This is a genomic window from Ignavibacteriales bacterium (genome assembly GCA_016709155.1).
Taxonomy (GTDB): domain Bacteria; phylum Bacteroidota; class Ignavibacteria; order Ignavibacteriales; family Ignavibacteriaceae; genus JADJEI01.
The window spans coordinates 1,544,345-1,567,919 of sequence record JADJEI010000001.1; the positions used below are offsets into that span (position 1 = coordinate 1,544,345).

23 protein-coding genes are annotated in these 23,575 nt (G+C 35.2%); 19 read left to right on the plus strand and 4 right to left on the minus strand.

The features are described from left to right. The first annotated feature begins 216 nt into the window (after positions 1-216). The 8 genes from IPH11_07445 to radA are packed head-to-tail and all read left to right on the plus strand — an operon-like array spanning position 217 to position 7,792. Entirely contained in the window at positions 217-813 is a 597-nt protein-coding gene (locus tag IPH11_07445) for a PH domain-containing protein (GenBank protein ID MBK6913492.1), read from the plus strand. A gap of 48 nt (positions 814-861) precedes the next feature. Beyond that, positions 862-1,686: a cytochrome c biogenesis protein CcsA gene (gene ccsA, locus IPH11_07450; GenBank protein MBK6913493.1), complete on the plus strand. Its 825-nt coding sequence runs from the start codon at positions 862-864 to the stop codon at positions 1,684-1,686. A gap of 5 nt (positions 1,687-1,691) precedes the next feature. Further along, on the plus strand, positions 1,692-2,987 hold the full coding sequence (locus IPH11_07455) for a glutamyl-tRNA reductase (protein MBK6913494.1): 1,296 nt from the start codon (positions 1,692-1,694) through the stop codon (positions 2,985-2,987). Beyond that, the gene (hemC, locus tag IPH11_07460; GenBank protein ID MBK6913495.1) at positions 2,984-3,922 is read left to right on the plus strand and encodes a hydroxymethylbilane synthase; all 939 of its coding nucleotides are present in this window, start codon (positions 2,984-2,986) and stop codon (positions 3,920-3,922) included. Before IPH11_07455 ends, hemC begins: the two co-directional genes overlap by 4 nt. Before the next feature lie 2 nt (positions 3,923-3,924). Then, positions 3,925-4,545, plus strand: coding sequence for a hypothetical protein (locus IPH11_07465; protein MBK6913496.1), 621 nt, complete (start codon positions 3,925-3,927; stop codon positions 4,543-4,545). 33 nt (positions 4,546-4,578) lie between these two features. Then, entirely contained in the window at positions 4,579-5,349 is a 771-nt protein-coding gene (locus IPH11_07470) for a uroporphyrinogen-III synthase (GenBank protein MBK6913497.1), read from the plus strand. 17 nt (positions 5,350-5,366) lie between these two features. Then, complete coding sequence (locus IPH11_07475) at positions 5,367-6,422, plus strand: uroporphyrinogen decarboxylase (GenBank protein MBK6913498.1); 1,056 nt, start codon at positions 5,367-5,369, stop codon at positions 6,420-6,422. 20 nt (positions 6,423-6,442) lie between these two features. Then, on the plus strand, positions 6,443-7,792 hold the full coding sequence (radA, locus tag IPH11_07480) for a DNA repair protein RadA (GenBank protein MBK6913499.1): 1,350 nt from the start codon (positions 6,443-6,445) through the stop codon (positions 7,790-7,792). 1 nt (position 7,793) lies between these two features. On the opposite strand, the gene IPH11_07485 is transcribed toward radA, so the two are convergent. Both IPH11_07485 and IPH11_07490 read right to left on the minus strand, forming a co-directional pair. Next, on the minus strand, positions 7,794-8,672 hold the full coding sequence (locus IPH11_07485) for a matrixin family metalloprotease (GenBank protein ID MBK6913500.1): 879 nt from the start codon (positions 8,670-8,672) through the stop codon (positions 7,794-7,796). 154 nt (positions 8,673-8,826) lie between these two features. Next, a complete protein-coding gene (locus IPH11_07490; GenBank protein MBK6913501.1) occupies positions 8,827-10,455 on the minus strand; it encodes an alkaline phosphatase family protein in 1,629 nt (542 codons plus the stop codon). Positions 10,456-10,659: 204 nt separating this feature from the next. Between IPH11_07490 and IPH11_07495 the strand changes: the two genes are divergently transcribed. Then, positions 10,660-11,088, plus strand: coding sequence for an OsmC family protein (locus tag IPH11_07495; protein ID MBK6913502.1), 429 nt, complete (start codon positions 10,660-10,662; stop codon positions 11,086-11,088). 288 nt (positions 11,089-11,376) lie between these two features. Here IPH11_07495 and IPH11_07500 read toward each other — a convergent pair whose 3' ends face one another. Next, positions 11,377-13,659 (minus strand): TonB-dependent receptor, encoded by a 2,283-nt coding sequence (locus tag IPH11_07500; protein ID MBK6913503.1) that lies wholly within the window; start codon positions 13,657-13,659, stop codon positions 11,377-11,379. Positions 13,660-13,815: 156 nt separating this feature from the next. On the opposite strand from IPH11_07500, the gene IPH11_07505 reads away from it, so the two are divergent. From IPH11_07505 to IPH11_07525, 5 genes are all read left to right on the plus strand, one after another. Next, positions 13,816-15,342, plus strand: a complete 1,527-nt coding sequence (locus IPH11_07505; GenBank protein MBK6913504.1) for a response regulator — start codon at positions 13,816-13,818, stop codon at positions 15,340-15,342. Positions 15,343-15,487: 145 nt separating this feature from the next. Continuing rightward, positions 15,488-16,813: a UDP-glucose/GDP-mannose dehydrogenase family protein gene (locus IPH11_07510; GenBank protein MBK6913505.1), complete on the plus strand. Its 1,326-nt coding sequence runs from the start codon at positions 15,488-15,490 to the stop codon at positions 16,811-16,813. A 14-nt stretch (positions 16,814-16,827) separates the two neighbouring features. Beyond that, positions 16,828-17,820, plus strand: a complete 993-nt coding sequence (locus tag IPH11_07515; protein MBK6913506.1) for an HD domain-containing protein — start codon at positions 16,828-16,830, stop codon at positions 17,818-17,820. 35 nt (positions 17,821-17,855) lie between these two features. Next, positions 17,856-18,617, plus strand: coding sequence for a hypothetical protein (locus IPH11_07520; protein ID MBK6913507.1), 762 nt, complete (start codon positions 17,856-17,858; stop codon positions 18,615-18,617). 13 nt (positions 18,618-18,630) lie between these two features. Continuing rightward, entirely contained in the window at positions 18,631-19,374 is a 744-nt protein-coding gene (locus IPH11_07525) for an NAD-dependent deacylase (GenBank protein ID MBK6913508.1), read from the plus strand. Positions 19,375-19,466: 92 nt separating this feature from the next. Here IPH11_07525 and IPH11_07530 read toward each other — a convergent pair whose 3' ends face one another. Continuing rightward, positions 19,467-19,742 carry a GlsB/YeaQ/YmgE family stress response membrane protein gene (locus tag IPH11_07530; GenBank protein ID MBK6913509.1) on the minus strand — a complete coding sequence of 92 codons (276 nt, stop codon included), beginning with the start codon at positions 19,740-19,742 and terminating at the stop codon, positions 19,467-19,469. 101 nt (positions 19,743-19,843) lie between these two features. On the opposite strand from IPH11_07530, the gene IPH11_07535 reads away from it, so the two are divergent. The 5 genes from IPH11_07535 to IPH11_07555 all read left to right on the plus strand — a co-directional run bounded on the left by IPH11_07535 (position 19,844) and on the right by IPH11_07555 (position 23,526). Then, complete coding sequence (locus IPH11_07535; protein ID MBK6913510.1) at positions 19,844-20,374, plus strand: cob(I)yrinic acid a,c-diamide adenosyltransferase; 531 nt, start codon at positions 19,844-19,846, stop codon at positions 20,372-20,374. A gap of 212 nt (positions 20,375-20,586) precedes the next feature. Continuing rightward, positions 20,587-21,246 carry a metal-dependent transcriptional regulator gene (locus IPH11_07540; GenBank protein MBK6913511.1) on the plus strand — a complete coding sequence of 220 codons (660 nt, stop codon included), beginning with the start codon at positions 20,587-20,589 and terminating at the stop codon, positions 21,244-21,246. Positions 21,247-21,253: 7 nt separating this feature from the next. Next, positions 21,254-22,279 carry a metal-dependent transcriptional regulator gene (locus IPH11_07545; protein ID MBK6913512.1) on the plus strand — a complete coding sequence of 342 codons (1,026 nt, stop codon included), beginning with the start codon at positions 21,254-21,256 and terminating at the stop codon, positions 22,277-22,279. Positions 22,280-22,281: 2 nt separating this feature from the next. Next, positions 22,282-23,091 carry a 50S ribosome-binding GTPase gene (locus IPH11_07550; GenBank protein MBK6913513.1) on the plus strand — a complete coding sequence of 270 codons (810 nt, stop codon included), beginning with the start codon at positions 22,282-22,284 and terminating at the stop codon, positions 23,089-23,091. 48 nt (positions 23,092-23,139) lie between these two features. Then, positions 23,140-23,526, plus strand: coding sequence for a GxxExxY protein (locus tag IPH11_07555; GenBank protein MBK6913514.1), 387 nt, complete (start codon positions 23,140-23,142; stop codon positions 23,524-23,526). Positions 23,527-23,575 lie beyond the last annotated feature (49 nt).

Below are 23,575 nucleotides of genomic sequence, written 5' to 3' on the forward strand. Positions count from 1 at the left end.
TAATTATTACTTTTGCGTAAGTGAACTATATGATTACAAATTTTTACGCTCAATATTTTGGAATTCACCAACTACTCATGCATATAGAAAATGTGTGAACGTATAGCAGTTTTTTCTACAATTCGATTCACTGCGATAATCCAACGACATTCAGTATGAATTTACATTGCAATCAGCTATTTTTTGCTATTAAAAATATTTCGGAAGAGAATAATTATGAGAACCCTGCTTAAAACCAATGAAAAAATAATTTTCAAAACTTACAAACATTGGCTCGTACTGGTTCCTGCAGCATTAATTGCGCTGCTTATTTCCGGTTTTAGTTTATACTTTTATTTCTCAGCAGAGACTAAAAATATTATTTTTCTTTTATTAGTACTGTTTGCTGTTGGCTTTTTTGTTTATAAATATTTCGAAAGACTTTACGATGTTTGGGTTGTTACTAATTTGAGAGTGATTGATGAGGAAGGGGTATTTTCGATAAAAGCAAAAGAGAGTCCACTGGAAAAAATAAATAACACTTCCTATCAACAAAGTTTTTTAGGAAGACTTATGAAATATGGAAACGTTCAAATTCAGACAGCTGCTGAGTTGGGGATGACAAACTATTCTTTTCTTATGTACCCAAATAAATTAAAGGACGCAATTACCACCGCACAGGAAGAATATAAAATTTATCAGCTAAAACTTCGCTCGGATTCTTACTCACCTGATGAGGCAACCAAAGTCTGCCCGTTTTGTGCCGAAACTATTAAAGCTAAAGCTGTCGTTTGCAGATATTGCGGTAAAGAATTACCCCCGCCAACAGCTTGATTTTATTTTAGCACTTAATTAAGTGATCACTAAAAAACAATTAATAAAATGAAAACTGTCATAGATATAATAAATAGTATTCTTCCATTCAGTTATTTACTAACTTTTTCGATTTATACATATGATTTTATGAAAGGGACAAAACATTTTACAAATTCAAAACGGCTGTTTCTGTTTCTTACTTTACTTTTGCATGCAGCGTTCTTGTTAATGCGTACAATTGAATTTAACCACCCTCCAATCACTAATGTATTCGAAATATTTACTGTGCTTGCTTTCGCTATTAGTTTTTCATATTTCATTTTAGAATTAGTAACTGATATAAGAGGAACCGGCCCATTTATTATCATCATTTCAATTATCTTCCAAATAATTTCAACTATTTTTATTCAGGATTTACTCATAGTTAAAGAAGTGCTTCGTAATAATCTGCTTGGCTCTCATGTACTTAGTGCTTTGATTGGATACTCCGGAATTACTATTTCGGCAGTTTATGGATTTTTATATCTAACTCTTTACAAAGATTTAAAGTATAATAGATTTGGTTTGGTTTTTAATCGTTTGCCATCGCTCGAAATTCTTGAAAAATTAAGTTTCTACTCAGCAGTAATCGGATTCTGCCTGCTTACAATCGCAATTACAATTGGTATCATTTGGCTGCCGACTGCTTTTCCTGATTTTTCTTATACAGATCCAAAACTTGTTGGCACTTTAATAGTCTGGCTTCTTTACGGAATTGGTATCCTCAGTAAGTTGTGGGGAAAACTTCGGGGGAGAAAATTAATCTTATTATCTATCGTCGGATTTATTATTGCAATTTTGTCTACTTCGCTTTCTAATTTTTTAGCAAAAAGTTTTCATTCATTTTATTAACCTCAATGAATCTATTTTCTGTTTCAATAAATCATCGGACAGCACCAGTTGAACTGAGAGAATCTCTTCATCTCAGCAAGGATGAAGTGAGTTATCTTATTTCGAAATATAAAGAAGGTTTACTTGGGGAAGGACTAATTATTTCTACCTGTAACCGTACAGAAATATACGGAGTTCCATCAGAAAATAATTTTTCCCACACTGATATTCAAAAACTTTTAGTCGAATTTAAAAGTGATAAAATATCCGGGGCAGAAAATTTTCAGAATTTCTTTGCCCGTGATTCTGTTAAACATTTATTTAGTGTGGCTTGCGGAATAGATTCGCTTCTAATCGGTGATAATCAGATTTTCAAACAAGTGAAAGATTCTTTTCAAATTGCCGAAGAACAAAAGTTTACCGGAACATTAATGAAAAAACTTTTTGATTCTGCCTTACGCGTTGGTAAACGAGCAATCACCGAAACAGCTATCAGCGAAGGTGCTGTAACTATTAGTTTCGCCGCAGTTCAGCTTATCGAAAAAATATTTTCATCACTTTCTAAAAAAACTGCAATTGTTATTGGTGCCAGCGAAACAGGCGAACTGGCAGCGCGACATCTTGTGGACAGAAATATAGGCAAGCTGTTAATTACAAACAGGACATTTGAAAAAGCCGAAAAATTAGCCGATGAATTACGCGGCAAACCAATTAGGTTCGAAGACTTTAAGCAGCATCTGCACCTTTGTGATATCATCATCAGTGCAACGAGTTCTGACAACTTTATCCTGACAAGAAGCGATATTAATGCCGCTATGAAAAAAAGAAATTATGCTTCGCTTGTAATTGCAGATGTCGCTATCCCAAGAGATATTGATCCCGATTGCAAAAAAATTGATTATGTATTTTATCATGATATTGATTCGTTAAATATTATTGTTGATCAAAATCTTGCTAAGCGTAAAAATGAGATCCCAAAAGTTCAAAAAATAATTGAAGAAGAAACAGAGAACTTTTTTAATTGGTTCAACTCGCTTCAAGCGGCACCGACTATAAAAGACCTTCATGATTATTTTGAAGCTGTAAGGGCAGAAGAAGTAGAAAAAAATATAAATAAATTTTCTGAAGCCGATAAAGAAAAATTTGAAATAATCACCAAAAGAATAATTAATAAATTACTGCATCACCCCACAATTGCACTTCGCAAAGCTGCGGGTGAAGAACAAAATTCAAATCAAGTTGTGGAAAAAATTAATTTGATCCGCGAATTATTTGGAATTGATCATACAACAAATAAAATAGATAAAGAAGAAAATAAGTGAAGAAGAAAATAATCATAGGCTCAAGAGGAAGTGAACTTGCTTTATGGCAGGCAAAATTTATTAAATCGTCTTTGGAGAAAAATAATCGCTTCGTTGATGTTGAAATTAAAATAATCAAAACAAAGGGCGATAAAATCCTCAACGTCGCTCTTTCCAAAATTGGTGATAAATCTCTTTTCACAAAAGAACTTGAAGTTGAACTGCAGAATGGCAATATTGACTTAGCTGTTCATAGTCTGAAAGATCTTCAGACGATCTTACCGGACAAACTTCAACTAACCTGTGTTACAAAACGACATCCGGTTGAAGATGTTTTAGTCGCACGAAAGAAAGGCATTACAATTCATAATTTGAAGGAGGGTGCCATTGTAGCAACAGGATCATTGCGGCGCCGATGCCAACTTTTACACATTCGTCCGGATATTCGAATTGTTGAACTTAGAGGGAATGTTCCTTCCAGAATTCAGAAATTTATAGATTCGGATTGGGACGCAATTATACTTGCCCGGGCAGGTGTTGAAAGACTAAAATTAAGCAGATATATTTCTTCAATAATCAGTACAAAAGATATTCTTCCCGCTGTTGGACAAGGTGCTTTAGGATTAGAAACACGCAAAGATAACTTTAGAATAAATGAGATATTACTACCCCTTCATGACGAAAACACTTACATCGCAGTAGCTGCCGAACGTGCACTTCTAAAAACTCTTGAGGGCGGCTGCCAGGTTCCTATTGGAGCTTTTGCCGAAGTAAAATCGAGCGGCTTATATCTTGACGCACTCGTTGGCTCGCTGGATGGTTCATTGACTTTTAGAAAGAAAATTCGCGGAAGCAAATTTAATCCTGAAAAATTGGGTCAATCGCTTGCAAGAGATTTATTGAAGGCTGGTGCTAAAAAAATATTAGACGAAGTTTATTTAACAGTAAGGAATTAATTATGAAAAATTATAAAAGTTATCTCAGAATATTTTCATTTTTACTTTTATCTATTTTGTTATCCATAGTTCTAATCTCTTGCTCTTGCAGCAAATGCGGACAACAGGAGGAAGCAGTTGTCCCATTAGAAATATTACAAAAAGCAAATGCTTTCATTACTGCAAAAACGGGAGAAGATTTTTTCAAGAATTATATTTCACCGGATTTTTACCAAACAAAATTTGTCTCGCCATATTATGAAATGGTTTATCGTTTTTTTATTCCTGATAAGCCATTCGTTGACAACCTGATTCACTTTTCAATTGATACACTCGGAAATATTAATGCGAAACGGGAAATAATAGGTATCCCCGAATATTTACTTTCGCCCGAATCTTGCCAGTTTAACATTGATGAAGATAGAGCCAGAGAAATTGCAGCAGAAGATAAACTTGAGGATGGGGTAAAGGATTGGAAAGTCGGCTTTGTTTGGGATGTAAAATATAATCGTTACACCTGGCATGTACTTGCTACTTTTTATGAATTAAAATATGACGATGGCTACAAAGGCAATGGGCGTGAACTCATTATTGATCCAAATTCCGGTGAAGTGCTGGCACGAAATGATTGGAAAATTAATTGAGATCACTACATGCAGTAATTGTATTTACTTGATATGCTGCCGCTGAAAAATAAAAAGGTGGTCATCTGCCGCGCACTTGATCAATCATTTGAATTATCAGAAAGATTAACACAGCTCGGTGCTCAAGTCATTTCCTTTCCGACAATAAAAATTTTACCTCCTTCGGAATGGACAGAGGTTGACCACGTAATTAACTCAATAAAAAATTTTGACTTTATCATTTTTACCTCGGCAAATGCTGTAAAAATATTTTACTCAAGAATTTTAGAAATTAAAAAGAAAAAAGATTTCAAATACGCACAGGTAATTTGTGTAGGCAATAAAACTAAAACTGCTTGTGAACAGCTTGGAATAAATGTTAATTTTATCCCGGATGATTTCTCTTCTGAAGGTATTATAAATAAATATAAAACTGTTTTAGCCGGCAGAAAAGTTTTGTACCCTCGATCTTCTATCGGTAGAAAAGAGATAATTACTCAACTTAAATTATTAGGAACTGAAATTACTGCGGTTGATATTTACAGAACGATCGCACCAACTGATTTGGAATTTGAGGAAGTACGTTCGTTATTAATAAAAACTGCTGTTGACATTTTTATTTTTACAAGTCCATCAACATTCGAAAATTTTTTAATTCTTCTGAATATTGAAGATCCTGGAAATTATTTTTCGGGGAAAATTGTTGCTGCAATCGGTCCAACAACAAAAAAAGCGATTGAGGAAAGAAGTGTTAAGGTGTCGATCATGCCGCAAGTTCATTCGATGGATGGATTAATGACTGCTGTCGCAAATTATTTTTCATAAATTAAAAAGGAAAACTTTTGTCAAATATTATAAATGATTTATTCTTACGCGCTTGTAAAATGCAGCCAATCGAACGAACGCCAATCTGGGTTATGCGTCAGGCAGGGCGGTACTTACCGGAGTACCGTGCTATTCGAGCCAAAGCAGATTTTTTAACAATGTGTAAAACTCCCGAACTTGCAGCCCAAGTTACTTTGCAGCCGGTTGATATTATTGGTGTTGATGCAGCAATTATTTTTTCAGACATACTCATTATTCCCGAAGCTATGGGAATGCATCTTGAAATGCATGAAGGCAGGGGTCCCGTCTTTCATCACCCGATTAGAAATAACGATGACTTCAAAAAATTAAAACGTTTTGATCCTGCAGATAAATTAAAATATGTGCTCGATGCTGTTGAACTAAGCAAAAAAGAATTGAACAACCGCGTACCATTAATTGGATTCAGCGGTTCACCGTGGACATTACTTACTTACATGGTTGAAGGAAAAGGCTCAAAGAATTTTGTTGAAGTGAAAAAACTAATTTACAATAATCCAAAACTAGCGCATTCAATTTTGGAAATGCTTGCTGACATAATAGCAGACTACCTTTCAGCAAAAATTGAATCCGGCTGTAACGCAGTTCAAATTTTTGATACCTGGGGAGGGGTACTTTCACAAAGTGATTATCTGGAATTTTCACTGCGTTATGTAACTAAAATAATTTCTCAATTGAAAAGAAATGATGAGCCGGTGATATTCTTTGCAAAAGGTGTCCATCATAATTTAGATAAAATAGCCGCAAGCGGTGCAAATGTACTTGGACTCGATTGGACAATGGATTTGGGCGCAGCTAGGCAAAAAGTGGGGCACTTAGTTGCACTGCAAGGAAATCTGGATCCAACCGTGCTTTACGCAAATCATAATTTTATTAGAGAAGAAGCGCGAAAAGTTTTAAATTCATTTGGAAAAGGGAGTGGTCACGTTTTTAATCTTGGTCATGGTATTCTTCCCGATGTTGACCCTGAAAATTTAAAAGCACTTGTACAATTTGTAAAAGATGAAAGTAAAGAATATCATAAAAACATTTAAAAAAGATTTTAGCTAAAATTATGTCAAAGACAAAAATAAAATATATTTGTTCAAACTGCGGTTATGAATCTCTGCGGTGGATTGGCAAATGTCCCGAATGTGATAAATGGAACAGCTTCACCGAAGAGATAATAGAATCTGGATTGCGCAAACCGAACATTTCTAAATCAAAATATGTGGTCAATAATATTTCTGATATTTCTGCAAATGAAGATGAAAGAATTTTAACTAATATTTCTGAGTTTGACAGGGTACTTGGCGGGGGTATAATGCCGGGCAGTATTATTCTTCTTGGTGGCGATCCCGGAATTGGAAAATCAACTCTCGCCATGCAGGCAGCCGCTAAAATTCGGCAAAAAGTTTTATACGTAACCGGAGAAGAATCTGAAAAGCAAATCAAGTTGCGCTCGGCAAGATTAAAAATAAATTCGGATAATTTTTATGTGCAGGCAGAAACAGAGCTGTCAAATATACTTGGAGCCATCAAAGAAATTGCACCAGCCGTCGTTGTGATTGATTCAATTCAAACTACTTATAGAAATGAATTAGAAAATTCTGCCGGTACGATAACTCAGATTCGTGAATGTACTGCAATGCTTATGGAGGAGGCAAAGAAAAATCATTACTCCGTTATCATCATCGGGCATGTAACAAAAGATGGAATGATTGCCGGGCCCAAAATTCTTGAACACATTGTAGATACAGTTCTTCAGTTTGAAGGTGAATCAAATCATTCTTTCAGGATTTTACGTGCGCAGAAAAACAGGTTTGGCAGTACAAATGAAATTGGTGTATTTGAAATGATAGAAGAGGGATTGCGCGAAGTATCAAACCCAAGTGCGCTTTTCTTAAGTGAGAGAGGAAAACAAATTCCCGGCTCGGTTGTTACTTCAAGTATTGAAGGCACCCGCCCCATCCTGCTTGAAGTGCAGGCACTTGTCACTCCGTCCAATTACGGCTATCCGCAGCGTGTTTCGAATGGATTCGATCAGAAAAGATTAGCGATATTGCTTGCCGTTCTTGAGAAACGGGCAGGGGTAAGAGCATCTGCAAATAATGTGTTCGTAAATATTGCAGGTGGGATCAGAGTTGCGGAACCGGCGATTGATCTTGCTGTTTGTGTTAGCATAGCTTCAAGTTTGTTCGATAAAGTTGTTGATAATCAAACAATTCTTATCGGTGAAATTGGCTTGGGGGGAGAAGTGCGAAGTGTTGGTAATATTGAAAAAAGAATTCAGGAAGCACAAAAACTTGGATTTTCAAAAATTATTTTGCCTCTTTCAAATCACAAATCTCTTCAGAATAATTTTTCTGCAAAATTAATTCCTGTGGAATACCTAAACGATGCGATTATTTCACTATTAAAATAACCTATCGTCCGTATGAATATTCAACATTTCCAACAAAATCCATCAACGATTTAATCGAGTTTTTATCCGCCGAAGATAAATCAGCATAATTCATTTCGGGAGAGGAATCCGGATTTATGTACGGGTACATAATATCATTTTCGTCATTACTATGCCCCAGCCCTAAAGAATGACCAAGCTCGTGAACAATGGTAGCTTTCACTTCGCCATCTGAAACAATTTCATTATTGAACTTAAGTAAACTTATTTCAATGGTTGATTCTTCAATTTCTTTTTGCCTTCCCATTTCATAATCAGTTAGTCCTAAATAATTTTCCTCATACTTTTTCATAAGGTTTTCGACGAATGTAATCACGATATCAGCATTCTTTTTCGAACTAACTTCCTGAAATGATATTCTGCTGTCGGATTTTTCCCAAACTTTTAGAGCATAAGAAATGTACTTACTGAATTTCGACTTGAAATATTTTGAATTGCTTTTGGGGACATAAACCTTTAATGGAAAATCAGTGTAACTCCAATGTTTTCCATCCCACAGAGTTTTTCCCGACTTATCAATTTCAAAATAATTATCGCCATAATTTTTACGATAGTTGTCGTTTCGGTTTGTTACTTCGTTTCGTCTATCAGAGTAAGTGTCATTACGATTTCGGTGATACTCACTGTAATCATTTTTATTAATGTAATGATTGTTCGCATTATCGGCTGCATCTAAGTTTGAAGTACTGTGCTTGTCATAATTTTCATAATAATATTCGTGCCCCGATGAAGTAGGTTTTGTAGAAGAAGATCTGCCCTGTGAATAAACTTCAAAGTTTAATGGCAGCGCAAGCATCAATAAAACCGATGCTATAAAAAATCCTGTCTTGATTTTTTTCATAAAAGGCTCATAAAATTGTTTTTGAACTAATGTTAAAAATCTTGATTGTACAATAAAAAATTATTACTCAAAAATCCAGAGAAAAAAAAAGTTTTTTCTTAGAATAAAGACTGAATACTATCCAGAGTAATTATCGAAATAAAAATCTAAAAATTTACCGGATAATTGGAATTCCAATGCAGGCACTTGGCTCAGTTATGTTTAATAAATTACAGATAGTAGCTGCAATATCAACTATAAAAACAGATTCGTTATTCGTCTGAGCGGGAACATGCCAGCCGTAAAATATCATTGGCACATGCGTGTCATAAGCATACTGACTTCCATGCTGTGTGCCTTTTTCCTGAAAGTTTATTAGGTAACCGGGCAGTAAATTAAAAATCACATCACCTGATTTTGTAGGATTAAATCCATTCAGTAAAAAATTGTTTGACTGACGTGAGGCATTCATTTTTTCTAAATCATCCCTTGAAAAGATAGATTGAATTTGCGGGAAAGTATCTCGTAAATAATCTACAAATACTCTTTCTATTTCATGAATATCAAGATTTTGTTTTTTGATCAGGTCTCTGTCAAAAAATATTTGCTTATTTGAAAAACTTGCGATTAATTTTTCATCTCCCCATTCCCTCAATGAAAAAGATTTTAGAGAATCCAAAGTGTGCTTATAATTAATTTCTCCGGTTGGAATTCTAATATCCCGAAGGTAGGCGGGGGTTTCAAGAGCCGCATGATCGGTAGTTAAGAATAGAAGATAATTTCCCATACCCACTTGCTGATCAAGAGTATTTAACAATTCCATAATTTGTTGGTCAAGTCTGATAAAAGCATCCATCATTTCGTAAGAGTATGTGCCATACTCGTGCCCTATATGATCAGTTGCAGAAAAGCTGATTGCAAGAAAATCAGTTTCTTTTCCAAGTCCAAGTTTTTCATTTTGTAAAGCAGCTTTAATCAAATCAATAAGAATCTGATCCCCGGATGGTGTATTTTGAAATTCCTGATAAAGTTCTTCGCCATTTAAGTTATTAAACGAATGCGGGAATGAAGTTTTATTTTCTTTAAATCGGTCTTTTTCATATTCGGAGTTATCCGGCGGATTGATTAAATAATTTTTAGGGGGAAGCAATAAATTCCAATTTTCAGATAAATATTTTTCAACTAATTTTCTTTTGTTAAAATCTTCTACCCACTGCGGCAGCGAGGACATATAATAGGATGAAGTAATAAAATCGCCTGTCTTCTCGTCATACCAATAAACACCATCAGCCAAATGCCCGCCGGGTAAAATGGCTCCGCGATCTTTCAATGAAACAGAAATTACTTTTGATCTTCCATTTGTGAATAACTTTAACTGATCAGTTATAGTTGTAGACAATAAATACTTAGGCGACTTCCCTCCTCCCTTATCATCGCTGCCCACATTGTTGTAATTATTATCTTCAACACAGTTGGCTATTTTCTTTTTCTGTTTATCATAAAAATCATTTGCGATTACGCCGTGATAAAATGGAACAGTTCCGGTATAAATTGAAGCGTGTCCCGGACCGGTGCTTGTGAAATCATAATTATAATGGGCAAAAGTAAAATTTGATCCTTCATGCATTAGTCTTTTAAATCCATCGTTACCATAAAATTGATTGAAGCGTGATAGATATTCATACCTCATTTGATCAACCACAATTCCAACCACAAGCTTTGGTTTTGAATTTTCTTGTGCAGGAGTTATTTGTATAAAAATTAATTGAATTAAAATTGAAATAATTTGGATTTTGATTTTCATTAGTTCACCCTGTCAGTAATTTTTTTTAATCTCATTTTTTCTATTCAAAATTAATCATTCTATGCTTATCAGGACTTAAATTTTAAGTGCTAATTCAGAATTAATAAAGAAATAATATTCCCCGCTAAAAAGGATTTTCTTAAATTGATTTTAGAATTTAATCTATTTATCATTTCTATCAATTTATTAATAAGGAGAATAATTATGTCAATTAGAAAAGCTAATGCAGAATGGAAGGGCGACCTGAAAACAGGCAAGGGCGCTATCAACACTGAAAGCGGTTTGTTGGAAAACACTGCTTATAATTTTGTTTCAAGATTTGAAACAGGCACAGAAACTAATCCCGAAGAATTAATTGGAGCCGCTCATTCAGCGTGTTTTTCAATGGCACTTGCTAATTCTATTTCCGGTGCCGGATTTAAAGTCAATTCAATTAAAACCGAAGCGAAAGTATATTTAGAAAAATTAGAATCCGGTTTTACAATTACAAAAGTTGAACTTGATACGGTTGGCGATGTTGAAGGCATTGACTCCGCAACATTTTTATCACACGCCGAAAAAACAAAAACAGGCTGTCCTGTATCAAAAGCATTAACAGGACCAACATTGGTTTTAAACGCAAGATTGAAATAGACTTTTCGTATGTAAATTGAAACCTCCGATGGTATTTCCTTCGGAGGTTTTTTCTCGTATTTCATCCAATTTTTTCCCTACAGAACAAGTATTCTCTTTTGGTATTTGCTCCTTTTCACAAAAGCGGGGACCTAATATAAAACCAATGGATTTCCGTTTGCACGGGAATGATAATATGAATATCTCAGAAGTCTCTTCAAGATAATTAATTTGGAGTAACGCAGTTTTGATTAATGCCATATCCTGTCTATCAATAAACCACTTCGGTGTAGTAAAAATCATTCTCCGCTAAAACTCTGCACTGATTCCAATCGAGGGTAAGATTCCAATGGAGGCGGAATCATCAACTTTCATTTCACGGAAATCCCACCGAATGCCGCTGATGTTCTTTCTGTTATAAATATTTTGAATATCTATGTAAGTGATTAAAGTCCAACCGATAAAATTCCATCTTCGGTCAACACGTAAATCGAGACTGTGATTATCGGGAAGCCGAAGTGAATTAAAGTTATTTATACTTTGTGTTCCATCTGTATTGTAGGGGGTGTATGGTTTTCCTGTTGAGTATCTGAACTTAATACTCGCTTCCCATTCATCATTAAAATTATAACCCCCGCTGAAATTAAATATCCACGTTTGGTCGTAACTGCCTGTTCTGCTTATTCCGTCAAGCGGAATAAAATCAGCCTTGCTGTATGTTAAGCTCAACACCCCATAGAATGGCGTATCGGAAAGTTTTTTCTGAGCAGAAAATTCCACTCCCCTTGCTGTTCCTGTTCCCGAACTAACTAATGGCTCTAAACCGAATGCTGAGAAATTATCATCGGAGCCTGAATAACCCGCCCCGGTATTTGCGAGTACAAGATATTCTCTCAGCTCACTTGCGGAATAATCTTTATACTCTTTATAGAATCCTTCAATTTTAACTTGAGTGTCTTCAGAAATGCGATGTTCAGTTCCAATAACAAACTGATTATTTTTTATGTAGTTTAATTTTCGTTTGTTAGGTGAATACGCAAACCATACATAAGAAGGCGCCTGACTGTATGTGCCGGCACTAAAATTTATGCTTGTCAATTCTGTTATTTGATATGAAAGAGAAAATCTTGGTGTGAGAACTGTTGCTTTCGCTAATGGATTAAAATAATCTATTCTTGCACCAACGTTAGTAGTTAGTCTTTCAGAGAAAACTGAATGAAGATTAAAATAACTGCTGAATTTATTAAAGTGATTGTCCGTTAAAGATTGATTAACGGGCAGAGTGTCCCCAAAAGTTGTAATGAAAGCCGGGAACAGTATATCATTTTTAACCCTGATAACTTTAAACCCCATCCCCGCATTAATTTCAAACTGTTTTGAAAATTTTATTGTTAGATCGGACTTTAGTGAGTTTTCTTCTTCTTCGGCAATGTTTTTAAAAATAGGATTTAGTAACGAATCACGCTGAGATGTATCGAAACTTGTATAACTCCTTCCATAATTGATGTCAATAAACCCGTTATAAAAAATATTTCTGTACTTAAGATTTGTAAAATATTGTTTTTGATCGCTGCCAAGTATTCGGCTGTTATCATAACGTTGATCCTCGGTATCGTTAAAATATTTTACATTGTCATAAGCGCCGACAAACAAAAATGAAATTGAGTTCTTTCCATCTATTTTAAAATTATATTTTGATAAGAGATCATAATACTCCGGTACAAAACCAAAACCCGCGGCTTTAAAAATAAAATCGAGATAACTTCTCCTGACCGAAAAAATAAAATCAGAGTTTTCGGAAATAGGACCTTCGAGATTCAAACCAAATTGAGAGGCAGAGATAGTAGCTTTGCCGCCGAATCTGTCGTTGCGTCCGTTTCGTAAATCAATGCTAAGCACGGAAGAAAGTTTGTCACCGTAAAGCGAAGAGAATCCCCCCGTTGAGAATGAAGTTTCTTTTACAAAATCAAGATTGATATAACTTAAAGGTCCGCCAGTTGCCCCCTGCGTACCAAAATGATTTATGTTTGGAATTTCGAGTCCGTCAATAATATAAAGATTTTCGGATGGAGCGCCGCCGCGAACTATCAAATCATTTCTTCCGGCATCAGCTTGCGCAACACCCGGTAGGATTGATAAAGCACGAATCACATCTTCGAAGCCGCCGGGGCTTCTTCTGATCTCTTCGTAATTAAATTTTCGGATACTGTTTACTTCGTATGGATCGTTATTGAAGTAATCGCTGGTAATAATTACTCCGCCTATTTCAATCACTTGCTCTTGAAGTTGAAAATCAACCTGCACCGGTTTTGCGCTCATCAAAATCACGCTGGTTTTTGTAATAGACGAAAAACCAACCGATGAAGCCCGCAGTTGGTAAGTGCCCGGAGGAATATTTTCAATTCTATAATTGCCATAAATATCGGCGGCAGCACCGAAATTTGTTTCGAGAATTATTACATTGGCTCCGATTACAGGCTGTTGAGTAATGCGGTCGAGAATTCGACCGTAAATGCTGGAAGTTTCAGTCTGTGCATCTAGAAAATTTTGGTGGAGAAAAATGAGTACTATTATGATAAAGTATTTTGTCATGATAATTTTATTTTTTAATTCAACTTATGAAGAAAGATTCAATATAGATTTGATTGAGCTCAATAATTTTACTTTTGAATTTCTTATATTTCACTGTAAATAATTCAACAAATTAAAATTTTCTATTTTACAGCAAATACTAAATTCGGTTTTAGTATGGAACCGCATACAATATTGAATAATAACCACATAACTTCTGAAGAATTAAAATCGCTGTTAAATAACCCCTCCGATCAATTTAATTGGCTTATCAAATTTGATTCTGAAGGTGAGAAAATTTTCTATTCAGATAATTTTCTTTTTATCACTGGTTATGCTCCTGATGAACTAAGAACTCCTCACTTTAAAAATAATTTAATTGTAATGCAAGAATATTATTCCGCAGTAAAAAGTGAGTTCAACAAGTTTTTTAACTCTGATTCTTCAAATGATTTAGTCATTCAATATAAAATTCGGACAAAAGATAAAAGAATATTGTGGCTGAGTGAAACCGTAAAAGCAGCAAGAGATAAGAATGGCAAAATAATAAGCTGCTACTGCTGCTCGAGAAATGTTACTGAATATGTTGAACAGCTTGATAAAATGAGTTCTTACATCAATGAACTCCGTGCAAGCATTCATGCTAAAGATGGATTTATATCAATTTTATCGCACGACCTTCGCGCACCGTTTACAAGCATTCTTGGCTTTTCCGAAATACTGCTTAACGAAACTCATCTTAGCGAAGCTGATAAAAACGAATATCTTAGTTACATAAATCAGTCATCGCAAAACCAGCTTCAACTCATAAATTATATGCTGGAATGGTCACGTTTGCAAATGAACAAAACGAAACCCGATATACAACGAATTCAATTGCAGAGTGTTGTTTTCAATTGTGTTTCTTTTTTAACAGGAAATGCTGTTAGAAAGAACATTGACATTAAGGTAAATGTTGAAAGCAACCTATACGTTGATGCCGACGAAAGATTATTGGTTCAGGCAGTGCTTGGCTTGTTAAGCAATGCAATAAAATATTCGCACGAAAATCAAACCGTGGAAGTAAACGCCGGGGTTTATGATGAAAAGTTTGCTGAGCTTTCGGTAAAAGATGACGGTGTGGGGATTTCTGATATACACAAGCTTAAACTTTTTAAGATTGATAGATTATTTTCAGTAGAAGGAACTAAGGGTGAAAAAGGAACCGGGCTGGGCTTAACTCTCGTTAAAGAAATTATTGAAAAACTTGGTGGTCAGATATGGTATTTCTCAGAACAGAATAAAGGCAGTGAATTTCACGTAACAATGCCAAGATCGAAAGAAACTATTCTCATCATTAATGATGATTTATCTTCGCTGGATAATATGAGAGAAATCATATCATCAAACTTTCCAACTTACTCTTTAATCTGTGCTGATAATGGTTATTTGGGACTTGATTTGATTAAGGAAAAGATTCCCCGTTTAATAATTATTAATCATGATCTTCCACTTATGAATGGGCTGCAATTAATTCAGGAGATAAGAAAAAATGAAAGAAATTTCGCGATCCCCATTATTGTTCTGGCAGAATTAATTTCGGATGAATTGATTGCCCATTATAAAACTGCCGGTATAATTTGTGTTATAAAAGATTTATTCAATTATACTGAATTAATAAATAAATTAAATGAAACTCTCATCAATGAACTTTCCGCAAATTGATTACTAAGGGATTGCTCTCCCGCTGCACATAAAATTGTTCAAAGCACTTCTGAAAATTTTGACAAATAAATCTTTATCTTTCAGAAGTTCTTAAAAAAATAATAGAATTTGAACTCATTTAATCAATAAATAATCGGAGGTAATTTTGAATATTGCGGTTATTGGCACCGGATATGTTGGTTTAGTCACAGGCACTTGTTTTGCAGAAACAGGCAATAATGTAGCGTGTGTAGATATTGATCTAAAAAAAATAAAGATGATGAAATCCGGCAAGGTTCCGATTTACGAACCGGGGCTTGATATTTTATTTGAAAGAAATATTAAAAATGGCAGATTAAGTTTTACGAGTGACCTGCACGATGCAGTCAGGCATTCTTCTATTATCTTTTTATGCCTGCCTACTCCTCAGGGAGGGGATGGAGCTGCAGATCTTAAATATGTACTCGGTGTTGCCGAAGATCTCGGAAAATTTTTCAAAGCTGAACCAAACATTGGATTTAAAGTGCTTGTTGATAAAAGTACTGTCCCGGTTGGTACAAGTGAAAAAGTTAGATCACTTGTTAAAAAACACGCCCCGGATTTTGAATTTGATGTTGCAAGTAACCCGGAATTTTTGCGGGAGGGTATGGCTGTTGAAGATTTTATGAAGCCGGAAAGAGTTGTTATTGGAACATGTAATGAAAAAACAAGAGAGTTAATAGATCTGCTTTACGAACCATTTGTAAGAAGCGGCAACCCAATTTATTTTATGGACGAGAAGTCGGCTGAGATGACTAAGTATGCTGCTAATTCATTTCTTGCAGCCAAAATTTCTTTTATGAACGAAATAGCTAATCTATGTGAACTTACCGGAGCCGAAGTGGAAAAGGTTCGTATCGGAATGGGTTCTGATTCAAGAATCGGGAAGAGATTTCTTTTCCCCGGCGTTGGTTACGGCGGTTCATGTTTTCCAAAAGACGTTATCGCATTGGTAAATACTGCAAATGAAAATAATTATGACTTTAAAATTCTCAAATCAGTTGTTGAAGTAAATGCTAACCAAATAAAATTATTTTATAATAAAATTGCTAATCATTTTGGCTCGCTAAAAGGAAAACATTTTGCTCTGTGGGGATTAGCATTTAAGCCAAACACTGATGACGTGCGCGAAGCGCCTTCAATACAACTTATTCAAATGCTTAAAAAGGCTGGGGCAACAATTTCGGCTTATGATCCTGAGGCAAAAACCACGACACAGGCTGTTATCGGTGATGCAATCACCTATGCTAAAACTTCTTACGAAACACTTGACAAAGCTGATGCTTTACTGATTGTCACTGAGTGGAATGAATTTAGGACTCCGGATTTTGAAATAATTAAATCAAAACTAAAAAATCCATTAATCTTTGATGGAAGAAATCTTTATGATCTCGATAAAATGAAAGATCTTGGGTTTACTTATTATTCTATTGGAAGAAGAATTATCAAGTAGATATTATTTAAAAAATGCTGAACCAAACTGAACTTAAAACGCTGAATAAGGGCGAGGCTGTAAATCATTTTCTTTTAGTAAAGAAAATTGAAACAAGGCTGACCAAAGCAAATAAAGAATATTTGTATCTTGAACTTTCAGATGCGAGTGGTTACATAAGTGCAAATATCTGGGATAATGTTGATTCTGTTTCTTCTATAATTAGCGCAGGATCTGTTGTAAAGATCAAAGGAACTATTGATGATTATCAGGGGACACCCCAGCTTAAAGTTAATTCAATATTGCCAGCCCGTGCAGATGCCGGAATTTCCGCTGTAGATTTTCTTCCGCTATCAAAAAGAAATTTTGATGAGATGAAAAATGAGTTCGATGCAAGAATAAATAAAATCGAAAACAAATATTTGAAAGCGCTTCTTCAATCTATTTTCAATGAAGAAAGATTTAAAAAATTTTCTTACGCACCGGCAGGTAAATCGTGGCATCACAGTTATATTCACGGACTTCTTGAACATACGCTGGAAATAATTCGTATATGCGATTTGATGTGCGAGATTCACTCTGAACTCAATCGTGATCTTCTTATCACCGGTGCGATGCTGCACGATTTCGGAAAGACAGAAGAATTGTCATTCGAATCGGGTTTCGATTATACAACAAAAGGAAGATTACTCGGGCACATTGTTATCTCTGCAATGCTGATTGATAAAACAGCAGATGGAATAAAAGACTTTCCAAAAGATTTGAAAGATTGTCTAATTCATCTTGTATTAAGTCATCAAGGAAAGTTGGAATTTGCCACCCCCGTTGTACCAAAAACTCTTGAGGCAATCGCCCTTTATCAAGCAGATGAATTAAGTGCAAAAGTGAATGCTTATAAAAATGCTTTAAGTGAAATCAAAACTCCCACAGGCTGGACAAAATATCTTAGTCTTATTTCGACAGAACTTTATAATCACGGGATTTCTTCCTCACAAGAGGTAGATCAAAACAAAACTCTTTTCGACTAAATGAAAGGATCGTAATGCTTAACTATTCTAAATCTCTGTTTCTTTTTTTTATAATTGTTTGTCTAATCTTATCAAACAATTTATTAAATGCTCAATCATTGGATGAACTTTTAAGGGATGGGGATAAGTTTACCGAGGAATTTAATAATCAGAAAGCACTGGATACATATTTGAAAGCGGATAAAATGTTTCCTGATCAATGGGAAGTTAAATGGAGGATCAGCCGCGCCTATATTGATATTGGCGAACATATGCCTGAAAAAACTGACGAGCAAAAAGATGCTCAGCTTGCGTTCTATCAAAAATCATTGAGTTATGCAGAAAGTTCGGTGAAGCTTGCGCCCGATCAGTCTATTACTTATATCCGAAGAGCAGTTGCCAATGGACGAATTGCCTTATTCAAAGGAGTTTTTTCAGTGGGTGGAATTGTTACCCAGGTAAAAGAAGATTGTGAAAAAGCTATTAAACTTGGCAATGGCGGTAATTATGTTCAGTCACTCGCTCATTATGTGCTTGGTAGAACCCACGCAAAAGTCAGCGAAAAATGGGCACCCGCCCGAGCTGTGCTTGGACTTGGTTGGGCTGACCTTGAAATTGGAATTAAGGAATTAAAAAAATCTACCGAGCTTTATCCAAACTTCAGAATGTTTTATCTCGATCTCGGCAAGGCTTATATTGAAGATGGTCAGGATGACAAAGCTAAAGAGGTTTTGAATAAACTTATCAACAGTCCAAAGAAAGATGAGGACGATGATAAGTTTTTAAGCGAAGCTAAACAACTGCTAAAAGAATTATAAGTTGAATATTGAAATTTCTAAGGAAGTAATTAATATTCTTAAGGAGGCTCAATCAGTAATTTTTTTTACGGGAGCCGGAATATCAGCCGAAAGTGGTATTCCGACTTTCCGCGGTAAAGATGGAATCTGGAATAAACTAAGACCTGAAGAGCTTGCAAGTTTTGATGCTTTTCTGAAAAACCCCGACCTTGTGTGGGAATGGTACAATCACCGCAAACAAATTATTCATAACACGAAACCAAATGCAGGACATCTTGCAATAGCAGAATTGCAAAAATATTTTTCAAAAGTTACTGTAATTACACAGAACATTGATAACCTTCATCGAAGAGCGGGAAGTAAAAATATTTTTGAACTTCACGGAAACATCGAACGAAATTACTGTTCGGTTTGCAAGAAACCTTTTACGGAAGAGCTTGATTTCTCAGCAGGAATTCCTCATTGCGAATGCGGCGGGATGATCAGACCCGATGTTGTTTGGTTCGGTGAAATGCTTCCTCAAGATCAGTTTGATGGTGCTGAAAAAGCCGCTTCGAGCGGCGATGTATTTTTCGTTGTTGGAACCTCCGCCGCAGTTTATCCTGCCGCCGGTTTAGTATTTACAGCACAAAGAACCGGAGCCTATTTAATTGAAATTAATATTGAACCAACAGAAATAAGTTCAATTGTTAACTATACATTTATTGGTGAATCCGGGAAAATTCTGCCGCTAATTTTAGACGAACTAAAATCAGATAATTATTTTACTCCTGCCTAAATTCGTTGCTGATTAATATGTACTGAAAAAATATACTATTAAGGTTTAATTATTAATAATAAAACTTTAACAATGCAGAGAATAAAAAGCCATTAACCTTTCTTACCCGTCAACACACTCAAGACAGTAGTGAAAATAACGGCTCCGATTATTGCCCAGATAAACTGAAAATTTCTTCCAGCTAAATCTAAGGTAAAAAACTCCGGCAGTTCAAATACTGAGGCAATCCAATTACCCAGTGCAGCTCCAATGAATCCTACAAGCACTGATATAATACACCCGCCTCTGCTGAAACCTGTTAATAACTTAGCAATCGAACCTGTAATACCTGCTATTATAATTAATAGCAATAATTGAAATACTGACATAAATAACCCTCTATGTAATTTATTGTTGCTTAAATATAGAGATATTTTTTGTTATCATTAAGATTTTTATGATAATTGGTATAAAAAAAATTATAATAATTATGCCGCTTGAAAAAGGATTTATTCAAATTTACACCGGGAATGGAAAGGGCAAATCTACTGCCGCAATTGGACTTGCTGTTCGTGCCGCAGGAAATGGTCTGAAAACTTATATCGCACAGTTCATGAAAGAATTTCCCTATAGCGAACTAAACAGTTTAAAGTACTTTAGTGAATGGATAACTGTCGAGCAATTCGGCGGCGATGATTTTGTTTATAAAAAACAAATGCCGGGCAAAATTGAATTGGACAAAGCTAAACTTGGATTAGCTAAAGCAAGGGCAAAAATGATCAGTAAAAAATATGATGTTATAATTCTTGATGAAGTTTGTGTGTCAATCTATTTTGGTTTATTCAGCGATGAAGAAATTCTTACTTTTATGAAAATGAAACCCGATAATGTTGAACTGATTTTAACCGGCAGATATTGTCCCGACAAACTATTAGAAAAAGCTGATCTTGTCACTGAAATGAAGGAGATCAAACATTATTACCAGGAGGGGGTTTTGTCAAGAAAAGGAATTGAATCCTAAAATTAGTCTGTGTTTTTCTGTGGAACTTGGAGCTGAATTATCATTCGGAGAAACACAAAACAGACACAGCGTAAGCAGCAAAATAATTTTATGTCACCTCCTTTGACATGCTGCCGGGAATTCCTATTACAACTGCCAATTTTTATCCTTGCTTCCAATTATACTAAAGTATATTTTTAAGCGTCCTTAAAAATATAATTAGAATAACTTAAATGGATAATATTTCACAAGAAGATTACTTAACGGCAATTTATCGGAATCTCAATGATGCAGGAGAAATAAAACCGAATTTGCTTGCATCAAAACTTGAGATTTCAAATGCTGCGGTAACTGATATGCTGCGTAAACTATCACGTGATGGTTTTGTAGATTACCAAAAATATAAAAGTATAAAACTAACATCCCAAGGCGAATCTTATGCTAAAAACATGCTTCGCCGTCACAGGATTTGGGAAGTGTTTCTTCATCAGACTTTAGGAATGCCCTGGGATAAAGTTCACGATGAAGCTGAAAAACTTGAGCACTCTTCTTCAGATGATTTGATAAATCTTTTAGAAGAATTTTTAAAATTTCCCGAAGTTGATCCGCATGGCTATCCGATTCCAGATAAGAATGGTAAGATAAAAAAATCAAAATCTGTTATTGCTATAACGGAATTAAAAGAAAATGATTCGGCAAATGTGATCCGTGTTAATGACGACGTAAAAAATTTATTATCGTATGTGACAAAAATTGGAATTACCCTTGGCAAAAAAATCGTTGTTAAAGACAAACTCGAATACGACGGTTCGGTATTGATTAAAATAGAGAGCAAAGAAATAAATCTTAGTAACAAAATTGCTTCAAACATTTTTGTTGAAAAAATAAAATAGGTAATGAATGAATGAACCCTTGGTGCTTTTAATTATTGGAATTCTGGTAACATTAATTTTTGTGATACTGTTCTACCCCAACAAAGGTATTATAGCGGTTTGGAAAAAGTCTAAATACGCAAACAAAAAAATTTTAATTGAAGATGCTTTAAAATATCTCTACAACTGCGAGTACAACCGAACTAATTGCACGCTAAATAGTATTGCAGGCAATCTTTCTATTTCGGCAGATGATGCTGCAGATATAATCTCAAGACTCGAGTCAATGGGACTTGTTTCCGCCAAAAAAGATGAGCTTGAATTAACTTCTGACGGCAGATCATACGCACTTCGTATTGTCCGCGTCCATCGTTTGTGGGAAAAATATCTTGCTGATGAAACAAGTGTAAAAGAAGACGAGTGGCATCTGAAGGCAGAAGAATTAGAACACACCCTAACAACTGAGCAAGCTAATCAACTTGCAGCGCGAATTGGTAATCCCGTATTCGATCCGCACGGCGATCCTATTCCATCGGCTTCTGGTGATATTCCCGAAAAAAAAGGAAAGCCTTTGACTGAAATGAAAGTCGGTGAGTTTGGAAATATAATTCACATTGAGGACGAACCACACTCAATTTACAGTCAGATACTTGCCGAAGGATTGTTTCCTGGAATGCAGATTCGAATGATCGAACATTCGGATAAGCGTATAAAGTTTGTTGCAAACGGTGAAGAATGTATCCTCTCTCCTCTGATCGCTAAAAATATCACAGTTGGGATATTAAAGTTTGAAAAACAAATTGAAGGAAAATTTAAAACTCTTTCATCACTAAAAATAGGAGAGGAAGGAACTATCCTAGGAATAGCAAAAGCACTTCGCGGTCAGCAGCGAAGAAGATTAATGGATTTAGGAATTGTGCCGGGAACAAAAATAGAAGCAGAACTCGAAAGTTTTTCTGGTGATCCTGTGGCATACAACGTTCGCGGAACAACTGTAGCCTTGCGGAAACAGCAGACAGATAAAATTTATTTATTAAATGAAGAAGAAAAATAAAAATGGCTGGTGTTGATTTAAATAATTGTGCAAATTGTCCCATCCACAATATGGGCAACCTTAAAAAGCTTGGTATCGATATGAGCAGTTTTGATTTTGTTGTTGCTCTTGCGGGTAATCCAAACACCGGTAAAAGTACTGTATTTAATTATCTAACTGGGTTAAGACAGCATACAGGCAACTGGCCCGGGAAAACTGTTACACGTGCTGAAGGTGGCTTTGAATATGGTGAAAAAAAATTTAAGCTTGTTGATTTACCGGGAACGTACTCACTTCTTTCTACAAGTACAGATGAAGAAGTTGCACGTGATTTTATTTTATTCGGGCAGCCGGATGTTACGGTAATAGTTGTTGATGCAACTCGGATCGAAAGAAATCTAAATCTCGTATTGCAAATTTTAGAAATCACTGATCGTGCGGTATTATGTCTTAATCTTATGGATGAGGCACGTAGAAATGGGATTGAAATTGATGATAGAACCTTAGCAAAAGAATTGGGAATTCCTGTTATTCCAACATCCGCAAGGCGGGGTGAAGGGATGAATGAACTGCTTAATGCTGTTAATGATGTCACAGCAGGGAAATATGTTTGTAAGCCGTACAGGTTAAAAACCAATCAAAGTGAATTAAACTTTGCCATAGAAACATTAAGTGAAGAAATAGAATTAGAATTTCCCGGCTTACCAAATCTGCGATGGGTGGCATTAAGATTACTTGAAGGCGATCAAAGTATTATTGATGCTATTCGCAGCGGTGATTTAGGAAATCTAAAAAAAGAAGAATCTATTGAAGTATCTAATTCTGAAAATTAGTAAGAAAATAATAGCCACAAAGGCACAAAGACACGAAGGGATGAAAATATGATTCCTTTATCAGATGAAGAAGAACGAATTGGAAAAATTATTGTTAATGCAGCATTTAAAGTTCATAAAGAATTGGGACCTGGCTTACTAGAAAAAATTTATGAAATTGCGTTAACACATGAGATCCAAAAAACAGGTTTAAATGTAAAAAGGCAAGTAGATATTCCGATTGTGTATGATGGGATTCAGTTTGATGAAGGGCTAAGATTAGATTTATTAGTGCAAGATTTGGTAATTGTAGAAACAAAAGCAATTGAACAAGTAAATCCAGTATGGACAGCTCAAGTACACAGTCATTTAAAACTTACAAAAAAGCGACTTGGTTACTTAATAAACTTTAATGTTGTACTTATTAAAGACGGAATAAAAAGATTAGTGTTATAGACCTTTGTGTCTTCGTGCCTTTGTGGCAAAATTTTTTCTTTATCGTTAA